The organism is Lentzea sp. NPDC003310 (genome assembly GCF_040610935.1).
Taxonomy (GTDB): Bacteria; Actinomycetota; Actinomycetes; order Mycobacteriales; family Pseudonocardiaceae; genus Lentzea.
In genome coordinates, this window is the sequence record NZ_JBEXNC010000010.1 from 243033 (window position 1) to 266422 (window position 23390).

The following is a 23390-nucleotide window of genomic DNA, read 5'->3' on the forward strand; positions in this document are numbered from 1 at the left end:
GCAACGAATCCGCTGCCACGCTGGTCAGCATGGGGACGATCACGGCGGTGCGTGGCGACATCACTCGACAGCAAGTCGACATCATCGTCACGGCGGCGAACGAGTCGTTGCTCGGTGGCGGCGGGGTCGACGGGGCGGTCCACCGGGCGGCCGGGCCGGGGCTCGCGGAGGCCGGGGCGAGGCTCGCGCCGTGCGAGCCGGGCAGGGCTGTCGCCACTCCCGCGTTCGACCTCGCGCCGGTCAAGCACGTGATCCACACCGTCGGGCCGGTCTGGGAGGGCGGCGGGCACGGCGAGGACGAGGTGCTGACGAGCTGCTACGTCGAGTCCCTGCGGTTGGCCGCGGCACTGGGAGCCCGGAGCATCGCCTTCCCCGCCATCGCGACCGGGGTCTACGGCTTCCCCGCCGAACGAGCCGCGCGGCTCGCGGTGCGGGCCGTCCGGTCGGCGCCGCTCGTCGACGAGATCCGGCTGGTGGCGTTCGACCAGGAGACGTACGACCTGCTCGTGCAGGCGTGTGACCGAGGTCTCGGCGACGACGCCCAGGCGGTCACTCGCGGTGAAGATCACGGCAGGTCAGTGCCGTAACCTGGTCACCGTGTCCGTTCCCTCCACGCTGAAGATCGGCCCGTTCGCCGTCGACCCGCCCGTGGTGCTGGCCCCCATGGCCGGTATCACCAACGTGGCGTTCCGGCAGCTGTGCCGTCAGTACGGGGCCGGGCTCTACGTCTGCGAGATGATCACCGCGCGTGCCCTGGTCGAGCGCGACCCCATGACCATGCACATGATCACGTTCGACGAGGGCGAGAGCCCCCGGTCGATGCAGCTCTACGGCGTGGACCCCAAGAACGTCGGCGAGGCCACGAAGATGATCGTGGACGAGAACCTCGCCGACCACATGGACATGAACTTCGGCTGCCCGGTGCCCAAGGTGACGCGCAAGGGCGGTGGCGCCGCGCTGCCGTACAAGCGCGAGCTGTTCCGGCAGATCGTGCGGGCCGCCGTCCGCAACGCCGGGGACATGCCGGTCACCGTCAAGTTCCGCATCGGCATCGACGACGACCACCTGACGTACCTCGACGCCGGACGTATCGCGGCCGACGAGGGCGCACAGGCCGTGGCACTGCACGCGCGCACGGCGTCGCAGCGGTACTCCGGCAAGGCGGACTGGACGGCCATCGCGCGGCTCAAGGAGGCCGTGACGGGCATTCCGGTGCTTGGCAACGGCGACATCTTCAGCGCCCAGGACGCGCTCGACATGGTCGCCGAGACCGGGTGCGACGGGGTGGTCGTCGGGCGCGGGTGTCTTGGCCGGCCGTGGCTCTTCCGGGACCTGCAGGCGGCGTTCCGGGGCGAACCCGTCCCGGAGGGGCCGAACCTCGGTGAGGTCGCCGAGGTCCTGCGCCGGCACGCCCAGCTGCTCGCGGCCCACGACGGTGAGCACAAGGGGCTGCGCGACCTGCGCAAGCACATGGCCTGGTACTGGCACGGCTTCCCGGTCGGCGGCGACACGCGCCGGGCGTTCGCGATGGTGTCGAGCCTGCAGGAGCTGGACGACCTCATCGGCACGCTCGACGGGACCGTGCCGTTCCCCACGAACGCCGAGGGGCCGCGCGGGCGGCAGGGGTCGTCGGCGAAAGTCGTGCTGCCCGAGGGGTGGCTGGACGACCCCGAGGACGCCACGGTGCCGTCCGGCGCGGACGTGATGCACTCCGGTGGCTGAGCGGATCGCGGTTCTGCTGGCCGGGCTCGCACTCCTCGCGGGCTGCGGTGGTCCGATCGCGGGCACGGCGAAGCCGGTGAGCCTGAGCGACGACGACCGGGCCAAGTTCAAGGACTACTACGCCCGCGTCAACAAGGCGGGCGACGAGGGCGCGTCGCAGCAGGCCAGGCTGCTGAAGGACACGCAGCACCCAGACTTCCGGCAGAAGACGTGCGACCTGCGCGGCGCCACCATCAAGGTCGAGCCGACGTGGGCCACGCTGCGCATGGACGCCGACTGGGCACCGCCCGGCGAGAAGGCCCACCCGCGCGGTGACGTCTACGTCGTCGCGGTCACCATCACCCTCAGCAAGGACGACCAGGCCATCGGGAGCCAGATCGGATCCCAGCACGTCGTGCTGCTGGACGACCAGGTGTACGGGTTCGCACCCTGCCTCGGTGGCTGAACGGGTTGTTGATCTTCCAAGCTCACTGGATCGGAGCAGCTGACGGTCAACCGGACGGGGGAAATCCCACCCGCTCGTGTCCTTCTAGCTCAAGCGCCGCCTCTCTGGAGACGACACCTGGCAAGTAAGGAGGTGACCGCGATGACCGCGTTGCGACCCGAGACCGCAGAGACCCAGCCCGCCGGCGATGGGCCAGGCCCCAGCCTGGCCGGGGTGCACGAGTCCATCGCGACGTTGCTCGCCTCCCGCGGCCAGTGGCGCCAGGCGTACCAGCACCTGCGTTCCGCGCTCGACCTCGTCCACGCCGACCAGGTCGAGGAGCCGCACGTCCCGGAACAGCTGCGCCGCGAGGTCGAACTGCTGCGCCGGGAGCACGCCGAGGCCCGCGAGCAGAGCCTGCGCGACAGCCTCACCGACTCCTACAACCGCCGTTACCTCGACCAACGGCTGATGGACCTGCTGACCGAGCACGGAGCGTGCCGGCACGGGCTCGCCATCGCCCTGATCGACCTGGACTGGTTCAAGCAGGTCAACGACACCTTCGGCCACCTCCTGGGCGACCGGGTGCTGCAGCGCGTGGTCGAGCTGCTGCAGCAGGACCTGCCGGAGGACGCCTTCTGCGCCCGCTACGGCGGCGAGGAGTTCGTGCTCGTGCTGCCCAGGGTCGACGCCTCGCGCGCCGTGGAGATCGCCGAGGCCGCCCGCGAACGTGTCGAGCATCACCCGTGGCAGGACGTCGCGCCGGGGCTGCGCGTGACCGTCAGCGCGGGCCTGTCCTACGAACCGCCCGCGGCCGAGGCCCCGCAACGCCCGCCCGTGGGCGCCGAGCAACAGCTGCTGCGCGCCGACAGCCTCCTGTACACGGCCAAGCAGTCGGGACGGAACGCGGTGGCGTACCGTGCCGACGGACGGGTTCGCCTCGCAGGTGCTGCCGCGGGCAGGCGTGCGATCACGGAAACACGTGTTCTCGGTTACTACTGAGTGACCTGGCTCACCCGTTCAGGGCAAGCGGACTGCGCGTAATCGCGTACAGATCGCAGCCGTATCACCCGGAGTGGTCGTCAGAAGTCGGCTACATCCGTAGTATCGCGGGCGCAACTGACACGCCGGTGATGCAACCCTTGTGTCCCGGTCGTCGTCACTTCGTAATGACGAACCGCTTTTGCTTCTGACCCAGAAGGGAGATTGGGTGCCCGACGACCCCCGACGTGGCGGCCCCTCTTCCCGTGGTGATCAGGATCCCCAGCACGACCAGCCGACCGGCCGCAGACGTCGCTCGATGGAAGGCTCTGGGGGCCTGAGCGTCTCGGACCTCATCGAGCAGCACAGCAGGACGAACATCCCCCGACCCGTCCCGCCAGGCTCGCCCGACGCATCCACGACAGGCAGGCGCGCCCTGCCCGAGCCACCCGCGCCGACCGGCAGGCGTGCACTGTCTGATCCCCCGGCGCACCCGCAGCAGCCTCCTCAGGCACCGCGGCAGCAGCCGCCCGCCGCCCACCGGCCAGGTGAGCAGACGGGCACGCGCCCGCGGCCCGAGCAGGCCGCCCCGCAGAACTTCACCGGTGAGCAGACCGGCAGGCGGCACCGGCCCGAGGCACCCGCCGAACGGCCGCGTCCCGTGCCGGGCGAGAACACCGGCCCCAGGCCGCGACCCGCGCAGAACCCGGAGCAGAGCGGTGCCTACCGCGTGCCCGGCGAGCAGACCGGCCAGCGGCCGCGCCCGGACGCGACGGGCATGCAGCGCCGTCCCGCGCCCGGTGAGCAGCCGGGACAGCCGAACGGCGCGATCCGGCGACCGGCTCCCCAGAACGGCGCACCGCAGAACGGCGCACCCCAGAACGGCGCACCGCCGCGCAGGCCGATGCTGGGCGACGCACCGTCGTCCAACGGCATCCCGCGCCCACCGGCCCCCGGCGACCCGCGGCGGATGCCTCCCGGCGACGTGCCCTCCGCGAACGGCATCCCGCGACGCCCCGCCCCCGGTGGAGCGCCTGAGGCAGGCCTCGGGAACGGCACGATCCGGCGACCGGCACCGGAAGGGCCACCGCCGCGCAGGCTGATGCCGGGCGACGCGCCGTCGTCCAACGGCATCCCGCGCCCGCCCGCACCGGGCGAGCCGCAGGCAGGCCCCAAGCCGGGCGCCCCCCAGCGTCCCCCCGCCCCGGGAGGAACGCCGGAGGGCCCGGCGGCCGGCGCACCGCGTCGCCTCCTGCCAGGCGACGCGCCGTCCTCGAACAGCATTCCGCGTCCTCCCGCCCCCGGCGAGGGGCCGGAACGCCGCCCGCCGTCGCGCGCCGAGTCGAGCGGTCCCCGGCCGATGCCCCCGCGGGCGGAGTCGAGCGGTCCGCGACCGGTCCCCGGTGCTCTCGCCAGCAGGCTCGGCGAGCCCGTGGACGAGCCGAAGACCGACGGGCCCGGCCCGGAGGCCACCCAGATCGCCTCGGCGGCGGGTGTGGCCAAGGTCGAGAAGCGCGAAGACATGGACCCGATGAGCCTCACCACCGAGATGGAGGCCATCGGCGAGGACGTGAAGAAGCGCCGCGAGGTCGACCACACCCTCGCGCGGTTCTCCGCGGTGCACGACGAACTGCTCGAGCAGGAGCGCCAGCGCAAGGAACGCCGCGCGAAGCTCATGCCGTGGGTCAAGGACGGCGACGAGGAAGACCTCGTCGACGAGGTGACCCAGTTCGCCGAGCCCGTCGTGGTGAGCGAGGAGGACGGCGAGCGCCGTCCGGTCGGTCGCACGCCCCAGCAGCGCAGGTTGATGCGCACGGCCAGGATCGGCGCGATCGCCGCCGCGGCCGTGGTGTTCGCGTCGACGGGCATCGGCTGGGCCGCCATGCAGTGGGCCGACTCCAAGATCCAGAAGATCGACGCGCTCGGCGGCAACTCCGAGGCCGTGCAGCAGGCCGAGAAGCAGCTCGGCGACGAGAACTTCCTGCTGGTCGGCTCGGACACCCGAGCAGGCGCCAAGGCGGGCGACAACGTCGGCACGCAGGCGCAGGAGGGTGGTGCGCGCTCGGACGTCCTGATGCTCGCGCACATCCCCAAGGACCGGAAGCGCATGGTCATCGTGTCGCTGCCGCGCGACGTGCGGGTCGACCGCCCCGCGTGCCGGAGCTGGAACCCGGACAACGGCCAGTACGGCGGTCCGCTGGCGCCGGAGAAGGACGTCATGGCCAACTCCGTCTACAACGACGGCGGGCCGGAGTGCGTCGCGAACATGATGACCCAGCTGTCGGGTCTCAAGATCAACCACTTCGTGAGCATCGACTTCGTCGGCTTCCGCGAGATGTCGACGGCGATCGGCGGCGTGGAAATCTGCACGCCGACCAAGATCGTCGACGACGAGCTCGGTGTCGTCATCGACAAGCCCGGCAAGCACGTCCTCAAGGGCGACCAGGCGCTGTCGTACGTGCGGGCCCGCAAGGTCCTCGCCCAGGGCGACGGCGGCACGGACTTCGACCGCATCAAGCGGCAGCAGGGCTTCCTGTCCGCGATGCTGCGCCAGGCGCTGTCCAACGAGGTGCTGCTGAGCCCGACCAAGCTCAACAACTTCATCAACGCGCTCACGAAGTCCACGGTCGGCGACAACATCGACGTCGCCTCGCTGCTGGAGCTCGCGAACTCGTTGCAGAGCCTCGAGGCCGGTCGCGTGTCGTTCGTGACGATGCCGCACTGGACCGACGACAACAAGCTGATCGACATCCCGGACGACAACATCGAGCGTCTGAAGACCGACGACGTCAAGGCGTTGTTCCAGACGATCATCGACGGAACGCCGCTCCCGCAGGAGAAGGCGGACCCGAAGAACGGTGAGGCTCCGGCCCAGCAGCCCGGCACCCTGGTGGACCCCAAGGAGGTCAGCATCCAGGTGCTCAACGGGGACTCGTCGAACGGCGGCGCCGTCGCCAGGACGTCGAACGCGTTGGAGCAGCAGGGTTTCAAGGTCGTCAAGCGGGACAACGCTCCCGAGCAGGCCCCGAAGACGATCATCAAGTACGCCAAGGGCAACGAGAACAAGGCCGTGACGCTCAAGGCGGCCCTCACCGCGGCGGAACTGGTCGAGGCGCCCGAGATGGGCGGCGCGATCCAGTTGGTGATCGGCAAGGACTTCGACGACAAGGTGAAGGCGCCGACCGCGGGCAACCAGGGCACCGCCCAGGGACAACCCCAAGGTCAGCCCAACGGTGATCTGTCCATTGTGAACGCGGCCCAGGACCCCTGCGCGGCGAAGTGATTCGCCTGGGGTTCACCTCCGGTTCATCCTGGCATGTCGCTGCCGCGATGGTCGGGACGTAGGCTGAGCGCCATGCGCGAGGCCTACCACGACTCTCTAGAAGAGCTCGCCGAACGACTGGCCGACATGACCGGCATGGTCGCCGAGGCGATGCAGAACGCGACCGCGGCACTGCTGCAGGCCGACCTCGGCCTGGCCGAGCAGGTCATCAGCGGTGACCAGTTGGTCGACGACGTCCGCTCCAGCATCGAGGAGCAGTCGTACGCGCTGCTCGCGTTGCAGGCGCCGGTCGCGACCGACCTGCGCACGGTGCTCGCCGTGATCCACGCGGCCGAGAGCGTCGAGCGCATGGGCGACCTCGCCCTGCACGTGGCGAAGGCCGCGCGCCGCCGGCACCCGGCGTCGGCGCTGCCCGAGGACGTCAAGCCGTACTTCGAGGAGATGGGCCGGATCGCGGTCAAGCTCGCGAAGGAGGCCGCGGAGATCATCCGCGCGAAGGACGTCGACCGCGCGCGCAACCTCGAGGAGGAGGACGACGCGATGGACGACATCCACCGCCACCTGTTCTCCGTGATCATGGACAAGGAGTGGCAGCACGGCGTTCCCGCCGCGGTGGACGTGACGCTGCTCGGCCGCTTCTACGAGCGCTACGGCGACCACGCCGTGTCGGTCGCCAAGCGCACGGTCTTCGTCGTCACCGGCCGGATGCCCGGCTACGGTGGCGACGAGAACCTCTAGCTCCTTCGGAAATCAGCGAAACTGCCCATCGCGTTCGGCGACCAGCTCCGGATCGGCGTAAGCCTCGGAGAACTCGGCGAGCACGGTGGGCAGTTCTTCGTCCCACGTCGCCCGCGCCTCGTCGCGCGGCAGGTCCCGGGCGTCCACGGTGAAGTACGCCCACGCCCGCACGATCTCGGGCAGCAGCGCGAGGTCCTCCTCGGACACGTGCAGCCGTGCCGCCACGTTGAGGATCAGCACGGCGGTCAGCGAGGCCGGGCCGTACACGACGGGGTCGCGGTTCTGCTCCACCGCGGCCGACACGACGATCCGCGCGAACGCCCGCGCGGCCTCGACGTCGGCGATCCCGTGCGCCGAGGCGAGGAACGCCTCCACGACCTCGTCCGTCCTTTCCGGACTGATCGTCGGGATCTCGTACTCCTTGGGCACCAACGCGCTCACGCGGGCGTCGGCGAGTGCGATCAGCTGGACCGGGTGCCGCACGTCCTCGTCGCCCATGAGGCCCTCCTCGGCCTCCTCGTCCGGGCCGTCCTCCCAGAACTGGGCGATGTCCGGCCACACGCGGTCGTAGACGTCGGTGGCGCTCAACGCGGTGATCTCGTCGCGGAACGCCTCGGGCGTCGAGGAGATCATGTCCTCCAGCAACGCGACCGTGCCCTCGTCGGGCGTCGAGAACAGCTCGATCGCGGTGGCGCCGAGCACCGGCTGGCGCATGAAGAGCACGGTCTCGCCGACACCGGCGCGTTCCTGGGTGATCGCGATGACCTCGACGTCGCCCAGCAGGTTCGTGACGAGGAAGGCGTCGCGGAAGTCCGGCACCGCACCGGCGGCGTACCAGTCCGGCTCGGCGACTCCGCGTGCCGCAACGGTTTCCGCGGCGGCGAACGCGGCGACGCGGCTCTCCTCCGAGCCCACGCCGGCGAGCGCGCGCAACGCGGTGAGCGCCGCCGGGTCGTCCATCGCCTGCAGCGCGTCGATCAGCGGGGCGGTGCCGGAGCCGGCGAGCCAGAGCGTCGCGTAGAGCTCGCTGGCCCACGCGTCCGCGAGCAACCAGGACTCGGAACGCACAGCGGCCGCCGACTCGAGCAGGGCCCCGTACGGGGACTGCTGCTCGGGCCTGCGGCCGGGTGCCTTGCCTTGCTTCTTCTTGCGCGACTTGCTCTGCGGGCTCACGCCGAGCAATTTAGTCCAACCGGCAGATTTAGCCGAACCGGCCGGAGATGTAGTCCTCGGTCGCCTTCTGGCCGGGGTTGGAGAAGATCTTCTCCGTGTCGTCCACCTCGATCAGCTGTCCCGGCTGACCGACACCCAGCAGGTTGAAGAACGCGGTCTGGTCCGAGACGCGCGCCGCCTGCTGCATGTTGTGGGTCACGATGACGATCGTGTACTCCTTCTTCAGCTCGGTGATCAGGTCCTCGATCGCCAGCGTGGAGATCGGGTCCAGGGCCGAGCAGGGCTCGTCCATGAGCAGCACGTCGGGCTGCACCGCGATGGCACGCGCGATGCACAGACGCTGCTGCTGACCACCGGAGAGGCCGCCGCCCGGCTTGTCGAGCCGGTCCTTGACCTCGTTCCAGAGGTTGGCGCCGCGCAGCGAGCGCTCCGCCACCTCGTCGAGCTTCTTCTTGTCCTTCATCCCCGCGAGGCGCAGACCCGCCACCACGTTGTCGCGAATGGACATCGTGGGGAACGGGTTGGGGCGCTGGAACACCATGCCGATGGTGCGGCGCACCTCGACCGGGTCCACAGTGGACGCGTAGATGTCCTCGCCGTCGAGCAGCACCTTGCCCTCGACGCGGGCGCCGGGGGCGACCTCGTGCATGCGGTTGAGCGACCGGAGCACGGTCGACTTGCCGCAGCCGGAGGGGCCGATGAACGCGGTGACGTTCTTCGGCGGCACCGCGAGCGAGACGTTCTCCACGGCGTGGAACTTGCCGTAGAAGAGGTTCAGGTCCTTGATGTCGAGTCGCTTGGCCATGTCCGCCCGCTCACTTCGTCTTCGGCGCCAGCGCCCGCGAGATCACGGTCGCCAGGAGGTTGAACAGGGTGATGAGGACGACGAGGGTGATCGCCGCGCCCCAGATGCGCTCGAAACCGGCCTGCGTCGGGTTGTTGCGCTCGTTCACCATCATCAACGGCAGCGAGGCCATCGGGCCGTCGAACAGGTTGTAGTTGATGAACGGCGCGTAGGCCGCGAGCACCAGCACCGGTGCGGTCTCGCCCATGACGCGGGCGAGGGCCAGCATGATGCCGGTCAGTATGCCGGACAGCGCGGTCGGGATGACGATCTTGACGATCGTCTTCCACTTCGGGATGCCGAGCGCGTACGAGGCCTCGCGGAGCTCGTCCGGGACGATCTTGAGCATCTCCTCGGTCGTGCGCACGATGACCGGCACCATCAGCAGCACCAGCGCGAGCGACACGGCGAGCGCGCTGCGGCCGAGGCCGAAGTACGTGATCCAGACCGTGTAGACGAACAGCGCCGCGACGATCGACGGGACACCGGTGAGGATGTCGACCATGAACGTCGTGGACTTCGCGAGCTTCGAGCGGCCGCCGTACTCGACGAGGTAGATGGCGACCATGATGCCGATCGGCACCGAGATCACGGCGCAGACGAGGCCCTGGACCAGCGTTCCGTAGATCGCGTGGTAGGCGCCGCCGCCCTGCTGGCGGGCCAGCAGACCGGACATCGACTTCTGCCACCAGTCCCCGTCGAGGATGACCGGGAAGCCGCGCTGGACCACGGTGTAGAGCACCCACACCAGCGGGATGATCGCGATCAGGAACGCGCCCCACACGAGTGCGGTGGCGAGACCGTTCTTGATCTGGCGCGAGGTGCTGACCTTCTGGAACGTCGGCGGCGTCGCGAGGCGCGTGGGGTCCGCGAGGTTGGTGCTCACTCGTACTCCTTGTGGCCGGCGACGATCGAGCGCGCGATGGCGTTCACGACGAAGGTCAGCACGAACAGCACCAGACCGGCGGCGATGTAGGCACCGGCCGAACGCGGGTCGTTGAACTCCGGCGCGGCCAGCGCGATCTTCGAGGCGAACGTCGAGCCGCCGTCGAAGAGCGACCAGCCGAACGAGGCGGTCGCGGTGCTCAGGATGATGGCGACGGCGATGGTCTCACCCAGCGCGCGGCCGAGGCCGAGCATCGAGGCGCTGACGTAACCGGCCTTGCCGAACGGCAGGACGGTCGTGCGGACGACCTCCCACTTGGTCGCGCCGAGCGCGATCGCGCCCTCGATGTGCATCGTGGGCGTGCGCTCGAAGACCTCGCGGCTGACGGCCGTGATGATCGGCAGGATCATCACCGCGACGACGATGCCCGCGGTGAAGATGGTGCCGCCGAGCTGCACGTTCACGTTGCCCTTGGCGAAGAACGGGATCCAGCCGAGGTTCTCGATCAGCCACTCCGAGAACGGGAAGAGCACCGGGCCGAGCACGAACAGGCCCCACAGGCCGAAGACGATCGAGGGCACCGCGGCGAGCAGGTCCACGACGTACGCGAACGGCCGGGCGAGGTTGCGCGGGGCGTACTGCGTGAGGAACAGGGCGATGCCCAGCGCGATCGGCATGGCGATCAGCAGGGCGAGCACCGCGACCACGACCGTGACCAGCAGCAGGTCGAGGATGCCGAACCGCAGGTTCGACGGGTCCGTCGTGTTCCACTCGCGACTGGTCAGGAAGTTGACGTTGTCCAGTCCGAGCGACGGGATGGCCTGCAGGATCAGGAACAGGCCGATCGCGCCGATGAGGACGACGATGAAGACACCAGATCCCGTCGCCAGGCCGCGGAAGATGCGGTCGCCCGGCCGGACGTGAGGTGCCTTGGTGGTTTCTGGAGCTTCCGGTGTCGGGGGAATCGGAGCCTCCGAGGCGTGGTGAGCAGCCGCAACGCCCCGCTCCGCCCCGGTGTCACCGGGACGGGCGGGGCGCTTGGCCACGACGGGATCGTTCATCGCGTCAGCGTTGGTCGAAGTCTCGCATCAACCTCAGGCGATCGCCTTCACGGCGGTCAGGAGCTTGTCCTGGAACGCCTTGGGCAGCGGCACGTAGCCCGCGTCGGCGAGCTGCGCCTGGCCGGTCGTGGCGGCGACGGTCAGGAACGCCTTGACGGCCTTCGCGGTGTCGGCGTCGTAGCCCTTGGAGCACACGATCTCGTAGGTCGCGAGCAGCAGCGGGTACGCACCGGCGGCCTTGGAGCCGTAGATCGAGTCGAGGTCGAGGACCAGGTCGTTGCCCTGACCCTTGATCTTGGCCTCGTCGATCGCCTTGCCGGCCGACTCGGCGGTCAGGTCGACGGCACCGGCACCAGAGTCGATCTTGGCGATCGAGAGCTTGTTGTCCTGCGCGAAGGACCACTCGACGTAGGTGATCGCACCGTCGATGGAGCCGACGGCCTGCGCGACACCGGCGGACTTCTCCTTGCCCTCGCCGACACCGCCCTTGAACTGCTTGCCGTCACCCTTGGTCCAGCCACCGGCGACCTTGAGGTACTTCTGGAAGTTGTCGGTGGTGCCCGACTCGTCCGAGCGGTAGATGACCGCGATGTCCTTGTCCGGCAGGCTCGCTGCGCCATTCAGCGCCTTGATGGCCGGGTCGTTCCACTTCTTGACCGCACCGGAGAAGATCGCGGCGGTGGTCTTGGCGTCCAGCACGAGGCTGTCCACACCGGACACCTTGTAGCCGATGGCGACGGGGCCGAACACCAGCGGGAGGTTCCACGCCGGGTTGCTCTGGCAGCGCTTGGCGGCGGCCTCGGTCTCGGCGCCTTCCTTGAGCGCGGAGTCCGAACCACCGAAGTCGACCTGGCCGGCGTTGAAGTTCTTCACGCCCGCGCCGGAGCCGGAGGGGTTGTACGCCACGTTCACACCGGGGCAGGCGGCCTGGTAGGCCTGCACGAACGCGTCGACCGCGTTCTTCTGCGCGGAAGAACCTTCGGCGTTGAGGTTGGTCTTGCCACCGCACTCGACGGGAGCGGAGGCAGCGTTCGACGCGGGGTTGTTGCCACCCGCCGCCGTGTTGTTGTCGCTGCCACATGCACCGAGCAGCAGCGCGCTGGCCGCGACGAGGCCGAGCACGGCACCGTGCCGCTGGATCTTCACCTTGGTCCTCCACCTTGCGGAAGCGAGTCGCGACGGGCGTCGCCGCTTGCTGTGGAAGGTAGGTAGCCAGAGTGGACAACCCACCTAAACAAGGTGAACGAGAGGTGAACACAGGACGGGAAGTGACGGGTCACACGGCCGAACGAGTGACTGCGCGACCAGGGCGTATGCGTTTTGTGACGGTCTGTTGACTACCGGGCGTACTGGACGTCGGCATCCCAAAGGGTGAAGCCGAGCTTGGTGTACACGCGGACCGCCGCGGTGTTGTCCGACTCGACGTAGAGCATCACTTCCTTGACGCCCTGGTCACGCAGGTGGCGCAGGCCGGCCAGCGTCAGCGCCTTGCCCAGGCCCCCGCCCTGCCGGTCCGGGTCGACGCCCACGACGTAGACCTCGCCCAGGTCGGGGGTGTGCACCTTCGTCCAGTGGAAACCGGCCAGCCGGTCGTCGGCGTCGAACGCGAGGAGGAAGCCCTCGGCGTCGAACCAGTCCTCGTTCTCCTTGGCCCGGACGTCCTCGATGGACATCGCGCCCTGCTCGGGGTGCCAGTCGAACGCGCGGTGGTTCACGTAGACGACCGCGGCCTCGTCCCTGCCGGGCACGAACGCCCGGATCGTGAGGCCCTCGGGCAGCCTGGGCTCCGGCAGGTCGTTCTCGACGCGCAGCCGCATCCGCAGCAGTTCGCGCACCTTGCGGAAGCCGAGCTTGTCGGCGAGCTTCTCGGCGTCCGGGTGGCCGCCGTGCGCCCAGATCCGCAGCGACTCCTGCGGGAGCGCCTTGACCAGTGCCTCGCCCACTCCCTGATGGCGGTGCTTCGGGTGCACGGCGAGCTCGGCGACCTTGTTGCCGCCGGAGTCACCGACGAGGTCGACGTGCGCGTACCCGGCCAGTTCGCCGTCCAGGTGCGCGAGGAGGTGCCGGCTGCCGGTCGCGCCGGGGCGCATCCGCAGTCGCACGGCCTCACCGACCGGGGCCACGCCGTCGGTCGCCTGTGCGGCCTCCAGCAGACCCGACACCTCGGCGGCCTGGTCGGCCGACAGCTCCTCGAACCAGCTCAGTTGCGCCACACAGGCGAACCTACCGCGCGATCAAACGCTCATCCAGGACGTGGGCGGAGTCGTCGATCTCCACCTCGGCGACCTCGGCCGGGCGGCGCGACGAGCCGGGACGCGGCGGGCGGACGAACTTGTAGCCCACGTTGCGGACCGTGCCGATGAGCGCCTCGTGCTCGGGGCCGAGCTTCGCGCGCAGCCGTCGCACGTGGACGTCGACGGTGCGGGTGCCGCCGAAGAAGTCGTAGCCCCAGACCTCCTGCAGCAGCTGCGCGCGGGTGAAGACCCGGCCCGCGTGCTGCGCGAGGTACTTGAGCAGCTCGAACTCCTTGTAGGTGAGGTCGAGCGGGCGGCCCTTGAGGCGCGCGGTGTAGGTGGCCTCGTCGATCACGAGGTCGCCGAGCTGCAGCGCGCCGTCGCCGCCGGGCGCCGTCGTGCCGCGGCGCGAGCGCACCAGGCGCAGGCGGGCGTCGACCTCGGCGGGGCCGGAGTTCGGCAGCAGGATCTCGTCGACGGACCAGTCGGAGTTGACCGCGACCAGACCGCCCTCGGTGACGACGGCCACGACGGGCACGTCCACGCCGGAGGAGTCGAGCAGGCGGCACAGCGAACGCGCGCCGACCAGGTCCGTGCGGGCGTCGACCAGCACGATGTCGTGGGGTCCGGCTTCGAGGAGCGCGGAGACCTCGGGACGCAGCGGCCGGACCGCGTGCGGGAGCAGGGCCAGCGCGGGAAGCACGGCCTCCGGGTCCGGGTCTGTCGTCAGCAGAAGCACGTCGATGCTCATCGCGGCGCCCTCCAAATCGGCCGTGGTCGGTCACCACGACCAGACCAGCGGCGTACGGTGACCGGGCCCCGTTGCCTGCGGATGACGGAGACAATACCGGTGCACCCCGAGAAAGTCCCAGGTCAAGAAGCCGTGCTCACACTTGTTTCCACAGGCGTCATCCCTGTTACATCCACGTCACACGACGGGGTGCGCCTGCACGGCGTCCACCACAAGTGTGAAAGCGATGTCGCTTTCGTTGTAGGACACGGGTTCACGAACAACGTGAGGCGCCCGTACGTGGCCCGTGTACTGGCTCGACTGGCCAGGAAGGCCGGTGTCGTGGCGCTCGACTTCCGCGGGCACGGCCACTCCGAGGGCCGCTCCACGGTCGGCGCCGACGAGGTCCACGACATCGAGGCGGGCGTGCGGCTCGCCCGGTCGCTCGGCTACTCGAAGGTCGCGACGATCGGGTTCTCGATGGGCGCGTCGATCGTCCTGCGGCACGCGGCTCTGGGGGAGACCAGGCCGGACGCCGTGGTGTCGGTGAGCGGCCCGGCCCGGTGGTGGTCGCGCGAGACCGCTCCCATGCGGCGCGTGCACTGGTTGCTGGAGCAGCCGCACGGCAAGCTCGCGGCGCGGGCGCTCGGGGTTCGGCTCGGCGGCAGCTGGGTACAAGCGCCGGAGAGTCCGCTGGAGGTGGTCGGTCGCATCACGCCCACCCCACTGCTGATCGTGCACGGTGACCTGGACCACTATTTCTCCGTGGACCACGCCAGGTCGCTGCACCGCGCGTCCTCCGGACATGCCGAGTTGTGGATCGAACCCGGCATGCGGCACGCCGAATCGGCCGCGACTCCAGACCTGGTAGACCGGATGGCGGCATGGATCGCCGTTAACGTCGAGGACGAGGAATGACTGCGCAGACCCCCGCACGACCGCGGAAGAAGAAGTCCCGCCGCGGGAAGTTCCTCGTCATCACGGTCATCGTGCTCGGCGTGCTGCTCGTCGCGGCCGACTTCGCCCTCGCGGCGGCCGGCGAGTACCAGATCGCGCAGCGGATGCGGGAGAAGCTGCAGCTCAAAGAGGACCCGGCGGTGCGCATCAACGGGTTCCCGTTCACGCTGCAGGCGCTGCGCGGCGACTACCAGCACGTGGAGATCCGCGCGTACGGCGTGCCGATCCGCAACGAGCAGCAGAACGTCGACCTGCGCGACCTCGACGTCGAGGCGGACCTGCTGCACACCCGCGTCGAGCTCTCGGACCTGCTGGCGGGCAACGTCTCCAAGGCGACCATCGACACCGTGAAGGGCAGCGTGCGGATCAAGGCGCTGGACCTGAACCGGCTGGCGAACCAGGTGACGCCGTTCGACAAGCTCTCGATCGAGCCCGACAACCGCGTCGCCACCCAGGCCCCGGCCGACCCGAAGGCACCCAAGACGACGGCCGCGATCAAGCTCTCCGGTGAGACGAACGTGGCGGGCAGGGTCGTGACGTTGACCGCCTACGGCCAGATCGCGCTGGTCAGCGGTGCCATCCAGATCAACATCGACGACATCGAGCTGAACGACGCGTCGCTCAAGCAGATCATCCCGCAGCTGCGCCAGGCGCTCGCGATCAAGATCGACCCCGGCACGCTGCCGTTCGGGGCGACTCCTACCGCCGTCGAGGTGGAGAGCGGGTCGTTCAAGCTGTCCGGCGAGATCGCGGATGTACCGTTGGTCCAGCGATGACAGGTGTGTGGGCGCTACTGGGCGCGCTGGCCGTGGCCGGCGCGGTCGGTGTGCTGCTCAAGGTCCGCGAGGGCCGCATCTCCCGTCGCTCCCCGGTCGCCGACCTGCCCGCTCCCGTGCGCGACCTGCTCGTCGCGCCGGGGGTGACGCTGGTCCAGCTCTCCACCACGTTCTGCGCGCCGTGCCGGCACGCGAAGGTGATCCTGCGCGACCTGGCCGACCGCACGGAGGGCCTCGCGCACGCCGAGCTCGACGTCACGGACCTCCCGGACGTCGCCGCGTCGCTGGGCGTGATGCGCACCCCCACGACGCTGGCGCTGACGCCCGACGGCACCGAGGTGTTGCGAGTCGGCGGCGTGCCGAAACGCGACTCGTTGCTGGCCGCCCTCCGACCGCATTTGCCCTAATCCGGTCGGGTGAACCTGCGTTGTTCCACCAGATGGACATACCTCCCGCACCGAGGGATTGAGGGCTACCCTCGCTGGCATGACCATGCTGCTCACGAAGCGACGCGCGGTTGATCTGTGCCGCGTGCGCAGCAGCCTGTGTCGCACGACGAGCTGATAGAGCCGCTTGACGGTCGTCAGCTACCTCTGCCGGACTGAATCCACTCGTCCGTCTGCCCGGAGGTCGTCGTGCCCAAGGACAACCCTGTAGACCCGCGCGGACCGCGCTTCTCCGCCTGGATGACCACGGTCATCCTCGCGATCGTGCTGCTCACCGGATGGTGGCGTCTCCTCGCCGCCCAGACGGTGCTGTTCGCGATGTGCGCGTTCATCTCGCTGAAGCTGAACCCGTGGGGTCACGTCTACCGCTACGCGATCCAGCCGCGCCTGACCCCGACCACCGAACGCGAGGACGCGGCCCCGCTGCGGTTCGCCCAGGGGGTCGGCTTCGTCTTCGCTCTGATCGGCACCCTCGGTTACGCCACCGGCCTCACCACGCTCGGCATGGTGGCCACCGGTTTCGCACTGGTGGCGGCGCTGCTGAACGCGGCGCTCGGCCTGTGCCTCGGGTGCGAGATGTACCTGCTGCTGCGCCGGTACGCACCTGCCCTCGCTCGACCGCAATGACTACTACAGGAGCAAACTTCCCATGAGCCGTGAGAACGTGCTGGTCTCGGCCGCCTGGTCCGAGGAGAACCTCCAGACGCCCGGCGTCGTGTTCGCGGAGGTCGACGAGGACACCACCGCGTACGACGGCGGCCACATCCCCGGTGCCGTGAAGATCGACTGGAAGAACGACCTCCAGGACCCGGTCCGCCGTGACTTCGTCGACCGCGAGGGCTTCGAGAAGCTGCTCTCGGCCAAGGGCATCTCCAACGACGACACCGTGATCCTCTACGGCGGCAACAACAACTGGTTCGCGGCCTACGCGTACTGGTACTTCAAGCTCTACGGCCACACGAACGTCAAGCTCCTCGACGGCGGCCGCAAGAAGTGGGAGCTCGACGGCCGCCCGCTGGACAAGGAAGAGGTCGTCCGCGACGCCACCTCGTACTCGGCGCAGGAGCAGGACCTGTCGATCCGCGCGTTCCGCGACGAGGTCGTCGAGGCCATCGGCAACAAGAACCTCGTCGACGTCCGTTCGCCCGACGAGTTCTCCGGCAAGCTGCTGGCGCCCGCCCACCTCCCGCAGGAGCAGGCGCAGCGCGCGGGCCACATCCCGTCCGCGGTGAACGTCCCGTGGTCGAAGGCGGCCAACGAGGACGGCACGTTCAAGTCGAACGAGGAGCTGTCCGCGCTGTACGCCGAGGCGGGCTTCGACGGCAGCCGCAAGACCATCGCGTACTGCCGCATCGGCGAGCGCTCCTCGCACACCTGGTTCGCCCTGCGCGAGCTGCTCGGCCACGACGACGTCAAGAACTACGACGGTTCTTGGACGGAATACGGCTCGCTCATCGGCGTGCCGATCGAGCTCGGTTCCGGCAAGGAGGCCTGATCATGTCCAACGGCTGCGGCGCCCCCGCTCAGGGCGGCACGATCGACGTTTCGACGACCGAGACCGTCCTCGAGGGCAAGGTCGTCTCCGGCGGCACCCCCGTGGGCGGGGCGTTCGTCCGGCTGCTCGACTCGACCGGCGAGTTCACGGCGGAGGTCGTCACCTCTCCCGAGGGCGACTTCCGGTTCTTCGCGGCTCCGGGCAGCTGGACCGTGCGCGCGCTGCACCGCACCGGCAACGGGCAGGCCGACGTGTCGGCGTCCGGGCCCGGGGTGCACGCGGTGGAGATCGCGGTCGCCTAGCTCTTGGCGTTCGAGGCCCGGCGGTGACTCACCGCCGGGCCTTTCGCATGTGGTGGTCCGGTGTCCTGCTCGGGTGGCCTCTGCCACCACAACCCTGCACGTCACCGCGGGCGAGATATCCTCTTCCTCGTGGAACACATCTTCACCGGACTCCTGGTGCTAGTGACGATCGCCGTTATGTGGTTCGCCGGCTACGTCGTCTACCGCCTCTACTCCGACCAGCGATGAGCAGCGGCGACGAGGCCATCCGCCTGGCCGAGGAACGAGCAGCCGCCACCAGGGAGCGCAACCTCCCGCAGTTCACCGACATGCCCATCCCGGGCGACACGGCGAACCTCCGCGAGGGCGCGAACCTGAACGACGCGCTCCTGGGCGTGCTGCCGCTCGTCGGTGTCTGGCGCGGCGAGGGCGAGATCGTCTACCCGACGATCGACGGCCCGTTCCGCTTCGGCCAGCAGATCACCTTCGCCCACGACGGCCGCCCGTTCCTCGTGTACGAGGCGCGGTCGTGGCTGCTGAACGAGGCCGGCGAGGTCATCCGTCCCGCTGCCCGCGAGCAGGGTTTCTGGCGGCCGCAGGAGGACGACTCGATCGAGCTGCTGCTGACGCACAACACCGGCATCGTCGAGATGTACTACGGCAAGGTGCGCACGCAGACGTCGTGGGAGTTCGAGACGGACGCGGTCATCCGCACGGCCTCGGCCAAGGACGTCAAGGCTTCGCAGCGGTTGTACGGCGTGGTGAACGGTGACCTCGCCTATGTCGAGGAGCGGGCGATGATGGGGCAGCCGATGCAGCCGCACGCTTCGGCGCACCTCAAGCGGATCGTCGGCTGACGGTTCGGCTGGTTGCTCGGGTTCTGCCGACTCGCTGACGTGGGTCGGCGGGCGTGGGCTGGCCGGCGGCCCGGCCTGGTGGTGAGCTGGGCCTAGGCTGGGCGGGCCGGGCTGGCGCGGGTTCGCCGGCGGTGGCTGGGGTGCAACGGCGCTGGTCTTGCAAGTCGAGGTGTGAGCCCGCAGGGTTCGGGAGTCGGCGGGCACGGACTCGGCGAGCACTGGCTGGCGGCAGGCACCGGCCAGCGGCGCGCGACCGGCCGACAGCCGGGCGGTGCGAGGTCAGTCGGTGCGGCTCAGATGGCACATGATCAGCCGCGGCCAAACGCTGCGACCTGCAGCATGCCCTCCTCCGCACCATCCGCCGCCCTCTTCGACCGAAGGATTGTTCAACGATCTGCGTGTCGGATTGTTCAACAATCCCACGATTCCCCGTAACATGGGTGCATGCTTCTGCGGCGCTGCGGAACCGACGCGCTCCTGGTCGAGGTCGACTCCCTGAGCGAGGTGGCGGCCGTCCGCGCGGCCCTCGACCAACTCGACGGCATCGAAGAACTGGTCCCGGCCGCCCGAACGGTCCTGGTCAAGGGCGCGCTACCCAAGATCAGGGAGGCCCTGAGGTCCATCGACCTCACCAAGGCCCCGAAGACGAGTTCCCGCGAGATCACCATCCCGGTCAGCTACGACGGCCCGGACCTGGACCTCGTCGCCGACACCGCCGGCGTCACCCGGGACGAGGTCGTCAAGCTCCACACCGAGGCCACCTACGAGGTCGCGTTCTGCGGCTTCGCCCCGGGCTTCGGCTACCTCACCGGTCTACCGGCACAACTCCAGCAGCCACGACTCGACTCCCCGCGGACGAAGGTGCCGCAGGGTTCGGTCGGCATCGCGGGCGAGTTCACCGCCGCCTACCCCAGGGCGACGCCCGGCGGCTGGCGGTTGATCGGGCGCACGGAGGTCACGTTGTTCGACGCCAAGGCCGAGACCCCCGCGCTGTTGCAGCCCGGCGACCAGGTCAGGTTCGTGATCGCGTGAAGCGCACCGTCACGATCATCAGGACCGGGCCGCAGGCGTTGGTCCAGGACCTCGGGCGGCCCGGTCACGCGCACCTCGGCGTGCCGCCGTCGGGAGCACTGGACCCGAGGTCGCTCACGCTCGCCAACCGGCTCGTCGGCAACGCGGAGGGGGCGGCGGGACTCGAGTTGTTGCTCGGTGGGCTGGTGTTGAGAGCCGGCGCCGGATGCACGGTCGCCGTCACCGGGCCTGCCGTCGAGGTCAGGCGCAACGGGAAGCTGGTCGACTCGCACCAGCCGGTGCACCTCGGCGAGAACGACGTGCTGGAGATCGGCACGCCTCGGACCGGGCTGCGGAACTACCTCGCGGTGTCCGGGGGGATCGAGGTGGACGTGGAGCTCGGTAGCCGGTCCACGGACCTGTTGTCCGGAATCGGTCCAGAACCGTTGCGGGACAACGACGTCCTGCATCTTGGGACGCCCGGGGTGCCCTGCGGGGCAGATGTGGTGCCGCCGCACGAGGCGGTGCAAACGTTGGTCATCCCGATTCTGCTCGGGCCGCGCGACGACTGGTTTGAGGACGCGGAAAGTCAGCTGCGGCAAGGCGAGTGGGTTGTGTCGGATCGGAGCAACCGGGTTGGCGCGCGGCTCAGCGGGACCAAGCTGAATCGTCGTGACGGGGAGATTCCCAGCGAAGGGATGATCACCGGGTCGGTCCAGGTGCCGCCGGACGGGCAGCCGGTGGTGTTCCTCAACGACCACCCGACGACGGGTGGGTATCCCGTCATCGGCGTGGTGGACAACGATTTCCTGCACCTGCTGGGGCAGGCGCGGCCGGGTGCGGAGGTGCGGTTCCGGCCCGTCGGCTGAGGAAAGCAGGCCGTTGACGTTAGTGGTCCAGACCAAATACCGTAACGAACCAGCCGCCGCGGAATCTCTACCAAACTGGAGTTCCGCATGCGCCGGATCCCTGCCCTGTTAACGAGTCTGGTAGCACTCCTAGCCCTGGCGGTCCCTGCACAAGCCGCCACCGGCATCACCGCGACCTTCTCCCGCACCGGTACGACGGGCAAGTTCGTCGTCGCCAACGCGAGCACCGCCGCGCTCAACGGGTGGTCGCTGAAGTTCGACCTGCCCGCCGGTGTCACGGCGAGCAGCCCGCAGAACGCGACGATCACCCAGAACGGCACGAGAGTCACGCTCACGCCGGCCTTCTACATCAACAACCTCCCGGCGGGGCGCAACACCGAGCCCTACAGCCCGACGTTCACGCTGAGCGCCGCGGCCGACCCGACCGCCTGCACCATCAACAACATGGCGTGCGACGGCACCGGCACCCCGCCACCGGCGCCCACGGGGCTGACCGCCGAGTACTCGGTCGCGAGCGGGACGGCGAAGTTCGTCCTGCGCAACCACGGCACGACCGCCGTCACCGACTGGTCGATCCAGTTCACGCTGCCGGGCGGCGTGACGGTCGCCAACGGCCAGAACGGCACCGTCAGCCAGAGCGGCAACCAGGTCACCGTCACGCCCGCCCACTACAACAAGACCATCAACGCCGGCGCGAGCACGGAGCCGTACAGCCCGGCGTTCTCCATCAGCTCCAACGTCGACCCGGTGACCTGCCGCGTCAACAACGCCAACTGCGACGGCAGCGCCGACACCCCGCCGAGCGTCCCTGGTGGGCTGACCTCGCCGACGAAGACCACGCGCACGGTGAGCCTGCAGTGGAACGCCTCCACGCCGGGTTCGCTGCCGATCGCCGGGTACGACGTCTACAACGGCTCGACGCTCGCGACGAGCAGCACCACCAACCAGGCGATCGTCACCGGCCTGACCCCGAACACCGCGTACTCGTTCACCGTGCGGGCCAAGGACACCAAGGGTGCCCAGAGCGGACCGAGCGCGGCCGTCAGCGTCACCACCAACAACCCCGCCGACGACACGACGCCGCCGACCGCGCCGGGCAACCTCCGGAGCACGGCCAAGGACGCCGGCAGCGTCACGCTGGCTTGGAACGCCTCCACGGACAACAAGGGCGTCGCGAACTACGACGTCTACGTCGGCTCGACCGTGAAGACGACGGTCTCGGGCACCACCACGACCGTCACGGGTCTTGCGCCGTCCACGAGCTACACGTTCACCGTCAGGGCGAGGGACATCTACGACAACGTCTCGGCCGCGAGCAACGCGCTCACCGAGACCACGGCGGACATCGTCGGCGGCTACGCCCGCGTCGGGTACTTCGTGCAGTGGGGCATCTACGGGCGCCAGTACTTCGTGAAGGACATGGACGCCGCGAAGATGACGCACGTCAACTACGCGTTCGGCAACATCGACCCGGTCAACCTCACGTGCCTGCAGGGCGTCACGAAGGGCACGAGCCCGAACCCGCAGGACCCCAACCAGGGCGACGGCGCCGGTGACGCGGAAGCCGACTACAGCAGGCCGATGAGCGCCGCGCAGTCCGTCGACGGCGTGGCCGACAGCGGCTGGGAAGTGTTGCGCGGCAACTACAACCAGCTCAAGAAGCTCAAGGCCAAGCACCCGCACCTCAAGGTGCTGATCTCGCTCGGCGGTTGGACGTACTCCAAGTACTTCTCCGACGTGGCGGCGACGGACGCGGCGCGCAAGAAGTTCGTGTCGTCCTGCATCGACATCTACATCAAGGGCAACCTGCCCGTGTACAACGGCGCGGGCGGCCCGGGATCAGCGGCGGGCATCTTCGACGGCATCGACCTCGACTGGGAGTGGCCGGGTGCCGAAGGCCACGCGGGCAACCACTTCGGACCGCAGGACAAGGTCAACAACACCCTGCTGATCGAGGAGTTCCGCCGGCAGTTCGACGCGCTGAGCACCACCACGGGCAAGCGCTACCAGCTCACCGCGTTCACCCCGGCCGACCCCGGCAAGATCGAGGCGGGCTGGGAGCTCGGGCGGGTCGCGCAGTCGATGGACATCTTCAACGTCCAGGGCTACGACTTCCACGGCTCCGGCAGCGACAACTCGTGGGAGCCCAACCGGACCGGCCACCAGGGCAACCTCTACCCGGACCCGGACGACCCGTACACCACCAAGTTCAGCGTCGAGAGCACCGTCCAGGCCTACCTCGACGCGGGCGTGCCGTCCCGCAAGATCACGCTCGGGCTCGCGTTCTACGGCCGCGGCTGGCAGAACGTGGTCAACGGCGGCAAGAACGGCGAGTGGCAGCAGGCGGGCGGCGCGGCTCCCGGCCAGTTCCCGGAGGAGTCGGGCACGCGCGGGTACGCGAACCTCGTGGCGTCGGTGCCGAACTGCACCGTCTTCCATGACGAGGTGGCCGTGGCGACGTCCTGCTACACCGGCAACCAGTGGTGGACCTTCGACGACGTGTGGTCGATCCAGAAGAAGACCGCGTGGCTCAAGTCGAAGAACCTGCTGGGCGCGATGTTCTGGGAGATGTCCGGTGACCGCGGCCCGTTGATGGCCGCGGTCGACGCGGGTCTCAAGTAA

The 23390-nt window shown here is 69.3% G+C and carries 24 protein-coding genes; 17 read left to right on the forward strand and 7 right to left on the reverse strand.

Features of this window, described 5'->3' with window-relative positions; genetic code table 11:
* Window positions 1-29 precede the first annotated feature (29 nt).
* The 6 genes from ABZX02_RS22390 (at window position 30) to phoU (ending at window position 7148) form a co-directional block, all read left to right on the forward strand.
* Window positions 30-587, forward strand: coding sequence for an O-acetyl-ADP-ribose deacetylase (locus tag ABZX02_RS22390; RefSeq protein ID WP_355300488.1), 558 nt, complete (start codon window positions 30-32; stop codon window positions 585-587).
* 1 nt (window position 588) lies between these two features.
* Window positions 589-1722, forward strand: coding sequence for a tRNA dihydrouridine synthase DusB (gene dusB / locus ABZX02_RS22395; protein ID WP_355300617.1), 1134 nt, complete (start codon window positions 589-591; stop codon window positions 1720-1722).
* On the forward strand, window positions 1715-2167 hold the full coding sequence (locus ABZX02_RS22400; RefSeq protein ID WP_355300489.1) for a hypothetical protein: 453 nt from the start codon (window positions 1715-1717) through the stop codon (window positions 2165-2167). The genes dusB and ABZX02_RS22400 overlap by 8 nt, the downstream gene beginning before the upstream one ends.
* Window positions 2168-2308: 141 nt before the next feature.
* Window positions 2309-3148: a GGDEF domain-containing protein gene (locus ABZX02_RS22405; protein ID WP_355300490.1), complete on the forward strand. Its 840-nt coding sequence runs from the start codon at window positions 2309-2311 to the stop codon at window positions 3146-3148.
* Between the two features lie 298 nt (window positions 3149-3446).
* Entirely contained in the window at window positions 3447-6410 is a 2964-nt protein-coding gene (locus ABZX02_RS22410) for an LCP family protein (protein ID WP_355300491.1), read from the forward strand.
* Between the two features lie 72 nt (window positions 6411-6482).
* Window positions 6483-7148: a phosphate signaling complex protein PhoU gene (gene phoU, locus ABZX02_RS22415; protein ID WP_355300492.1), complete on the forward strand. Its 666-nt coding sequence runs from the start codon at window positions 6483-6485 to the stop codon at window positions 7146-7148.
* A gap of 12 nt (window positions 7149-7160) precedes the next feature.
* Here phoU and ABZX02_RS22420 read toward each other — a convergent pair whose 3' ends face one another.
* The 7 genes from ABZX02_RS22420 to ABZX02_RS22450 form a co-directional block, all read right to left on the reverse strand.
* Window positions 7161-8321, reverse strand: a complete 1161-nt coding sequence (locus ABZX02_RS22420; protein ID WP_355300493.1) for a hypothetical protein — start codon at window positions 8319-8321, stop codon at window positions 7161-7163.
* 28 nt (window positions 8322-8349) lie between these two features.
* A complete protein-coding gene (pstB, locus tag ABZX02_RS22425; RefSeq protein WP_355300494.1) occupies window positions 8350-9126 on the reverse strand; it encodes a phosphate ABC transporter ATP-binding protein PstB in 777 nt (258 codons plus the stop codon).
* Between the two features lie 10 nt (window positions 9127-9136).
* Window positions 9137-10051 carry a phosphate ABC transporter permease PstA gene (pstA, locus tag ABZX02_RS22430; protein WP_355300495.1) on the reverse strand — a complete coding sequence of 305 codons (915 nt, stop codon included), beginning with the start codon at window positions 10049-10051 and terminating at the stop codon, window positions 9137-9139.
* Complete coding sequence (pstC, locus tag ABZX02_RS22435) at window positions 10048-11112, reverse strand: phosphate ABC transporter permease subunit PstC (RefSeq protein WP_355300496.1); 1065 nt, start codon at window positions 11110-11112, stop codon at window positions 10048-10050. The genes pstA and pstC overlap by 4 nt, the downstream gene beginning before the upstream one ends.
* A gap of 33 nt (window positions 11113-11145) precedes the next feature.
* The gene (pstS, locus tag ABZX02_RS22440; protein ID WP_355300497.1) at window positions 11146-12258 is read right to left on the reverse strand and encodes a phosphate ABC transporter substrate-binding protein PstS; all 1113 of its coding nucleotides are present in this window, start codon (window positions 12256-12258) and stop codon (window positions 11146-11148) included.
* Between the two features lie 191 nt (window positions 12259-12449).
* Window positions 12450-13298, reverse strand: coding sequence for a mycothiol synthase (gene mshD, locus ABZX02_RS22445; RefSeq protein WP_355300618.1), 849 nt, complete (start codon window positions 13296-13298; stop codon window positions 12450-12452).
* 37 nt (window positions 13299-13335) lie between these two features.
* A complete protein-coding gene (locus ABZX02_RS22450) occupies window positions 13336-14097 on the reverse strand; it encodes a response regulator transcription factor (protein WP_355300498.1) in 762 nt (253 codons plus the stop codon).
* Between the two features lie 189 nt (window positions 14098-14286).
* Here ABZX02_RS22450 and ABZX02_RS22455 point away from each other — a divergent pair, with 189 nt between their 5' ends.
* From ABZX02_RS22455 to ABZX02_RS22505, 11 genes are all read left to right on the forward strand, one after another.
* On the forward strand, window positions 14287-14994 hold the full coding sequence (locus tag ABZX02_RS22455; protein WP_355300499.1) for an alpha/beta fold hydrolase: 708 nt from the start codon (window positions 14287-14289) through the stop codon (window positions 14992-14994).
* Complete coding sequence (locus tag ABZX02_RS22460) at window positions 14991-15809, forward strand: DUF2993 domain-containing protein (protein WP_355300500.1); 819 nt, start codon at window positions 14991-14993, stop codon at window positions 15807-15809. Before ABZX02_RS22455 ends, ABZX02_RS22460 begins: the two co-directional genes overlap by 4 nt.
* Window positions 15806-16216 carry a thioredoxin family protein gene (locus ABZX02_RS22465; RefSeq protein ID WP_355300501.1) on the forward strand — a complete coding sequence of 137 codons (411 nt, stop codon included), beginning with the start codon at window positions 15806-15808 and terminating at the stop codon, window positions 16214-16216. The genes ABZX02_RS22460 and ABZX02_RS22465 overlap by 4 nt, the downstream gene beginning before the upstream one ends.
* An 85-nt stretch (window positions 16217-16301) precedes the next feature.
* Window positions 16302-16373 carry a putative leader peptide gene (locus tag ABZX02_RS22470; protein ID WP_355300619.1) on the forward strand — a complete coding sequence of 24 codons (72 nt, stop codon included), beginning with the start codon at window positions 16302-16304 and terminating at the stop codon, window positions 16371-16373.
* A 71-nt stretch (window positions 16374-16444) separates the two neighbouring features.
* Window positions 16445-16882, forward strand: coding sequence for a DUF4395 domain-containing protein (locus tag ABZX02_RS22475; RefSeq protein ID WP_355300502.1), 438 nt, complete (start codon window positions 16445-16447; stop codon window positions 16880-16882).
* A 22-nt stretch (window positions 16883-16904) separates the two neighbouring features.
* Complete coding sequence (locus tag ABZX02_RS22480) at window positions 16905-17750, forward strand: sulfurtransferase (protein WP_355300503.1); 846 nt, start codon at window positions 16905-16907, stop codon at window positions 17748-17750.
* A 2-nt stretch (window positions 17751-17752) separates the two neighbouring features.
* A complete protein-coding gene (locus tag ABZX02_RS22485) occupies window positions 17753-18052 on the forward strand; it encodes a DUF1416 domain-containing protein (protein WP_355300504.1) in 300 nt (99 codons plus the stop codon).
* A 224-nt stretch (window positions 18053-18276) separates the two neighbouring features.
* Window positions 18277-18888 (forward strand): FABP family protein, encoded by a 612-nt coding sequence (locus tag ABZX02_RS22490; protein ID WP_355300505.1) that lies wholly within the window; start codon window positions 18277-18279, stop codon window positions 18886-18888.
* 444 nt (window positions 18889-19332) lie between these two features.
* Complete coding sequence (gene pxpB / locus ABZX02_RS22495; RefSeq protein ID WP_355300506.1) at window positions 19333-19920, forward strand: 5-oxoprolinase subunit PxpB; 588 nt, start codon at window positions 19333-19335, stop codon at window positions 19918-19920.
* Window positions 19917-20768, forward strand: coding sequence for a biotin-dependent carboxyltransferase family protein (locus tag ABZX02_RS22500; protein ID WP_355300507.1), 852 nt, complete (start codon window positions 19917-19919; stop codon window positions 20766-20768). Before pxpB ends, ABZX02_RS22500 begins: the two co-directional genes overlap by 4 nt.
* Window positions 20769-20855: 87 nt before the next feature.
* Window positions 20856-23390, forward strand: coding sequence for a glycosyl hydrolase family 18 protein (locus tag ABZX02_RS22505; RefSeq protein ID WP_355300508.1), 2535 nt, complete (start codon window positions 20856-20858; stop codon window positions 23388-23390).